We start from the raw sequence: 5998 nt of genomic DNA, 5'->3' as shown, positions 1-5998 counted from the left end.
ATCATCATTGTTTAGAGAGAATTGAGATATTGACAGGTTTGGCGGTGACCTACTCTCCCACGACTTAAGTCGCAGTACCATCGGCGCGGCGGCGCTTAACGGCCGAGTTCGGGATGGGATCGGGTGTATCGCTCGCGCTATGTCCACCAAACCAGTCAATATCTCACTGGATATTTGCGCTGCAAACATCCAGGTGCGGCAGGGTATTTTGTGATTACAAAATGTCCCGAGAGCACGTCCTCTCAGATTTTTCTGAGATTAGTGATCTGCGTTACCGCATCAATAATACACGAGACTGTCTTTAGTCATGATTTTCACTTGGTATGTATGTGACTTCGATCTTTCGGGTAGAAGTTATCTTCTACTGGTTTGGATCAAGCCAATCGGGCGATTAGTACTGGTCAACTGAGCACATTGCTGCGCTTACATCTCCAGCCTATCGACGTGGTGGTCTTCCACGGCCCTAATAGGGAGACCTTGTTTTGAGGGGGGCTTCCCGCTTAGATGCTTTCAGCGGTTATCCTGTCCGTTCATAGCTACCCAGCACTGCCGTTGGCACGACAACTGGTCCACCAGTGGAACGTTCACCCCGGTCCTCTCGTACTAGGGGCAACTCCTCTCAAGTCTCCTACACCCACGGCAGATAGGGACCGAACTGTCTCACGACGTTCTAAACCCAGCTCACGTACCACTTTAATCGGCGAACAGCCGAACCCTTGGGACCTGCTCCAGCCCCAGGATGTGATGAGCCGACATCGAGGTGCCAAACACTGCCGTCGATATGGACTCTTGGGCAGTATCAGCCTGTTATCCCCGGCGTACCTTTTATCCGTTGAGCGATGGCCCTTCCACTCGGGACCACCGGATCACTATGGCCGTCTTTCGACTCTGCTCGACTTGTCAGTCTTGCAGTCAGGCGGGCTTCTGCCATTGCACTCGACGATTGATTTCCGACCAATCTGAGCCCACCATCGCGCGCCTCCGTTACTCTTTAGGAGGCGACCGCCCCAGTCAAACTACCCGCCACACAGGGTCCCGGATCCGGATAACGGACCGCGGTTAGACATCAAGCGAGCGAAGGGTGGTATCTCAAGGGAAGCTCCACCGAGACTGGCGTCCCGGTTTCAAAGCCTACCACCTATCCTGCACATCGCTGACCTAATGCCAGTGTGAAGCTGTAGTAAAGGTGCACGGGGTCTTTCCGTCTGACCGCGGGAACCCCGCATCTTCACGGGGAATTCAATTTCGCTGAGTCTGCATTGGAGACAGCGGGGAAGTCGTTACGCCATTCGTGCAGGTCGGAACTTACCCGACAAGGAATTTCGCTACCTTAGGACCGTTATAGTTACGGCCGCCGTTTACCGGGGCTTCAATTCAGAGCTCTCACTCCTCCTTTTAACCTTCCGGCACCGGGCAGGCGTCAGACCCTATACGTCGTCTTGCGACTTCGCAGAGCCCTGTGTTTTTAGTAAACAGTCGCCACCCCCTAGTTTGTGCCCCCCGCCCATAGTTGCCTACGAACGGGGCCTCCTTCTCGCGAACTTACGGAGGCATTTTGCCGAGTTCCTTCAATGCAGTTCTCTCAAGCGCCTTGGTATGCTCTACCAGTCCACCTGTGTCGGTTTAGGGTACGATCTCATGGAGGGCTATTTCCAGGAACCCCTGAGCAGCCTCCTCAATCCGATAAGAGGAAACTACCTTTGGGATCCGTCACCATCTCCTGGCCCAGGAATATTAACCTGGTTCCCATCGACTACGCCTTTCGGCCTCGCCTTAGGGGTCGGCTCACCCTGCTCAGATTAGCTTTAAGCAGGAACCCTTGGACTTTCGGCGACAGAGTCTCTCACTCTGTTTATCGCTACTCATGTCAACATTCTCACTTCTGATCGCTCCACCGCCCCTCGCAGGTACGGCTTCACAGCTCGACCTTGCCGATCTCAACTGTCCGCAAGGACAGTTAACATCGGAAAGTCTTTGTCACAGAACGCTCCGCTACCACGCACTTACGTGCATCCTAAGCTTCGGCTCATGGCTTGAGCCCCGTTACATCTTCGCCGCAAGACAACTTATCTAGACCAGTGAGCTGTTACGCTTTCTTTAAAGGATGGCTGCTTCTAAGCCAACCTCCTGGTTGTTTTGGTCGTCTCACATGCTTTCCCACTTAGCCATGAATTAGGGGCCTTAGCTGTAGGTCAGGGCTGTTTCCCTTTCCACTACGGGCCTTAGCACCCGCAGTGTGTCTGCCAGATATTACTCCTCGGTATTCGGAGTTTGGTTAGGATCAGTAAGTCTGTGGGACCCCATTACCCATCCAGTGCTCTACCCCCGAGGGTATTCGTCTGACGCTCTACCTAAATAGATTTCGCGGAGAACCAGCTATCTCCGAGTTTGATTGGCCTTTCACCCCTAGGCACACCTCATCCCGACCTTTTTCAACAGGTGTGGGTTCGGACCTCCAGTGCATGTTACTGCACCTTCATCCTGGACATGCCTAGATCACTCGGTTTCGGGTCTGATCCTACTAACTCATTCGCCCTATTAAGACTCGCTTTCGCTGCGCCTACACCTATCGGCTTAAGCTTGCTAGTAAGACCAAGTCGTTGACCCATTATACAAAAGGTACGCCGTCACACTTGCGTGCTCCGACTGTTTGTAGGCGTTCGGTTTCAGGTACTGTTTCACTCCCCTCGTCGGGGTGCTTTTCACCTTTCCCTCACGGTACTGGTTCGCTATCGGTCAGTAAGGAGTACTTAGCCTTCGAGGGTGGTCCCCCGATCTTCAGACAGGATTTCACGTGTCCCGCCCTACTTAATACGTCCAATCATGCTTCGTATACGGGGCTGTCACCCATATTGCCCAGCTTTCCAACTGGTTCTACTCACATTCATGGCTCGGCTGGTCCGCGTTCGCTCGCCGCTACTAACGGAGTCTCAATTGATGTCCTTTCCTCCGGGTACTTAGATGTTTCAGTTCCCCGGGTTTGCTCTTAAAACCCTATGTATTCAGGTAATAAGTACCTGGTTCAGCACGCTGATGATTACCAGAAGGTAACAACAGCAAACTGTCAGGTGGGTTGCCCCATTCGGAGATCTCTGGATCAAAGCCTATTCCCGGCTCCCCAAAGCTTATCGCAGGGTATCGCGTCCTTCATCGCCTCTTACTGCCAAGGCATCCACCAAACGCCCTTCTCGCGCTTGATCCAATCCAGAAGAAGATTACTCATCCTCCAGATCAGAAGTCACATATTCAACCTGATGATCCAGAACTCGATTGGATCACCAAGCTTCCCAATGGATGATACGAACGATCTAGGATCAGACATATCACCCGGTCAGTGTATTTTTGACTTGGAAAGACTGTAACGTATCATTTGATCAGCCCCCTACACGCACTGGCGGGTAACTGGCGACATACGCGGGCAGCCTTGGCAGGCTCGTCACCGCGCAACTCTTCTCACGAAGATAATCGCTCTCTGGGAACCGGAGCTCCCAGACAATACAAAGACCGTTACGTCTCGTGTATTATTCTCTCTATACAATGTGAATTCCGTCTTACTGGAAGCACGTGATCCGAAGATCCGTGATCGGCCAGACGTTCAGTAACATTCGCAAATGTTCCTGAAGATCGTGCCGAAGGTGATGATTGATGTCAGCCCGGATATCCGTACTGCGCCCCGCTCTCGGGACATTCGCAAGAGCGAATACCCTGCCGCTTTACGCTGCTTGGATGCTGTGGTTCCTGACATTTTGCTACGCAAAATGCAGGTTGGTGGAGCCTAGGAGGATCGAACTCCTGACCTCCTGAATGCAAATCAGGCGCTCTCCCAGCTGAGCTAAGGCCCCAAACTGTTTGGTGGGTCGAGGAGGATTTGAACCTCCGACCTCACGCTTATCAGGCGTGCGCTCTAACCAACTGAGCTACCGACCCATGAGCAATCAGTAAACTGATTGGCTCAAGTGCGGCAGCGGTTTGGAACAAACCGCGAGAGCACACCTCTCAGTGACACTCAGGGTCTGCAACCACACTTTATCATCATGAAGGGATATGGGGGCGGCCTGGCCGCATATGCGCTCTATGTCACTTTCGTGTACATCTCCCGTGAGGAAGAGGCGCTGCTAAGTGATCTCATAGTCGATAATGCGAACATTATCTTCTGGCGAGATCATCCTTAGAAAGGAGGTGATCCAGCCGCAGGTTCCCCTACGGCTACCTTGTTACGACTTCACCCCAGTCGCTGAGCTTACCGTGGTTGGCTGCCTCCTGCGAACAGGTTGGCGCACCACCTTCGGGTAAACCCAACTCCCATGGTGTGACGGGCGGTGTGTACAAGGCCCGGGAACGTATTCACCGCGTCATGCTGTTACGCGATTACTAGCGATTCCAACTTCATGGGGTCGAGTTGCAGACCCCAATCCGAACTGAGACAGCTTTTGGGGATTAACCCATTGTCACTGCCATTGTAGCACGTGTGTAGCCCATCCTGTAAGGGCCATGAGGACTTGACGTCATCCCCACCTTCCTCCGGCTTATCACCGGCGGTTCCACTAGAGTGCCCAACTAAATGCTGGCAACTAATGGCGAGGGTTGCGCTCGTTGCGGGACTTAACCCAACATCTCACGACACGAGCTGACGACAGCCATGCAGCACCTGTATCCTATCCAGCCGAACTGAAGGAACCATCTCTGGTTCTGCGATAGGTATGTCAAAGGATGGTAAGGTTCTGCGCGTTGCTTCGAATTAAACCACATGCTCCACCGCTTGTGCGGGCCCCCGTCAATTCCTTTGAGTTTTAATCTTGCGACCGTACTCCCCAGGCGGAATGCTTAAAGCGTTAACTGCGTCACCAAAGAGCAAGCTCCCTGACGACTGGCATTCATCGTTTACGGTGTGGACTACCAGGGTATCTAATCCTGTTTGCTCCCCACACTTTCGCACCTCAGCGTCAGTATCGAGCCAGTGAGCCGCCTTCGCCACTGGTGTTCCTCCGAATATCTACGAATTTCACCTCTACACTCGGAATTCCACTCACCTCTCTCGACCTCTAGACCAACAGTTTTGGAGGCAGTTCCGGGGTTGAGCCCCGGGATTTCACCCCCAACTTTTTGGTCCGCCTACGTGCGCTTTACGCCCAGTAATTCCGAACAACGCTAACCCCCTCCGTATTACCGCGGCTGCTGGCACGGAGTTAGCCGGGGTTTCTTTACCTGCTACAGTCATTATCTTCACAGGCGAAAGAGCTTTACGACCCTAAGGCCTTCTTCACTCACGCGGCATGGCTAGATCAGGCTTGCGCCCATTGTCTAAGATTCCCCACTGCTGCCTCCCGTAGGAGTCTGGGCCGTGTCTCAGTCCCAGTGTTGCTGATCATCCTCTCAAACCAGCTAAAGATCGTAGACTTGGTAGGCCGTTACCCCACCAACTATCTAATCTTACGCGGGCCGATCTCTCTCCGATAAATCTTTCCCCCGAAGGGCGTATACGGTATTAAACCCAGTTTCCCGGGACTATTCCGTAGAGAGAGGCACGTTCCCACGCGTTACTAACCCGTCCGCCGCTAGATCCGAAGATCTCGCTCGACTTGCATGTGTTAGGCCTGCCGCCAGCGTTCGTTCTGAGCCAGGATCAAACTCTCAAGTTGAAACGTTGTTTGACCAACGTTCTTGACTTCGTCCTCTGCACATCAATTTTAACCAATCTTTCGATCAGTCAGAATTACTTTTACCGTTCAAATGAATCCGAAAATCCACCCAAACAGTGAAGCTGACACCAACATCATCGGAACCGAAATCCCTAGTTGGCCGATATACAAATGAACTCAGTCGAAACCGACCAAACCACCCGCATATCCCTTCATATACGTTCAATTTTTAAAGAGCGGAGAGACAAAAAATCCAGTCGCCGACTTCAGCGTCCGATCATTCCTTGTCTCCAGTAGTACCCGGCGCCGCGTTCGTTGTCGTTCCCGCCGCCGGTGAAAGGGGTTCTAGGCAAACTCAC

General features: G+C 52.8%; 2 tRNA genes and 3 rRNA genes. All 5 read right to left on the bottom strand.

The window, feature by feature from the left end:
• Positions 1 to 36 precede the first annotated feature (36 nt).
• A 5S ribosomal RNA gene (gene rrf, locus CR254_RS17760) occupies positions 37 to 151 on the bottom strand.
• Positions 152 to 370: 219 nt separating this feature from the next.
• Positions 371 to 3200, bottom strand: a 23S ribosomal RNA gene (locus CR254_RS17755).
• Between the two features lie 566 nt (positions 3201 to 3766).
• A tRNA-Ala gene (locus CR254_RS17750) sits at positions 3767 to 3842 on the bottom strand.
• 8 nt (positions 3843 to 3850) lie between these two features.
• Positions 3851 to 3927, bottom strand: a tRNA-Ile gene (locus tag CR254_RS17745).
• Positions 3928 to 4172: 245 nt separating this feature from the next.
• Positions 4173 to 5639: ribosomal RNA gene (locus tag CR254_RS17735) — 16S ribosomal RNA — on the bottom strand.
• The 16S, 23S and 5S rRNA genes sit together here with 2 tRNA genes alongside, the layout of an rRNA operon.
• Between the last annotated feature and the right edge of the window lie 359 nt (positions 5640 to 5998).

The organism is Pontivivens marinum, assembly GCF_900231835.1.
In the GTDB taxonomy this organism is placed as follows: Bacteria; Pseudomonadota; Alphaproteobacteria; order Rhodobacterales; family Rhodobacteraceae; genus Pontivivens; species Pontivivens marinum.
This window is presented reverse-complemented; position numbering and strand designations above follow the sequence as displayed.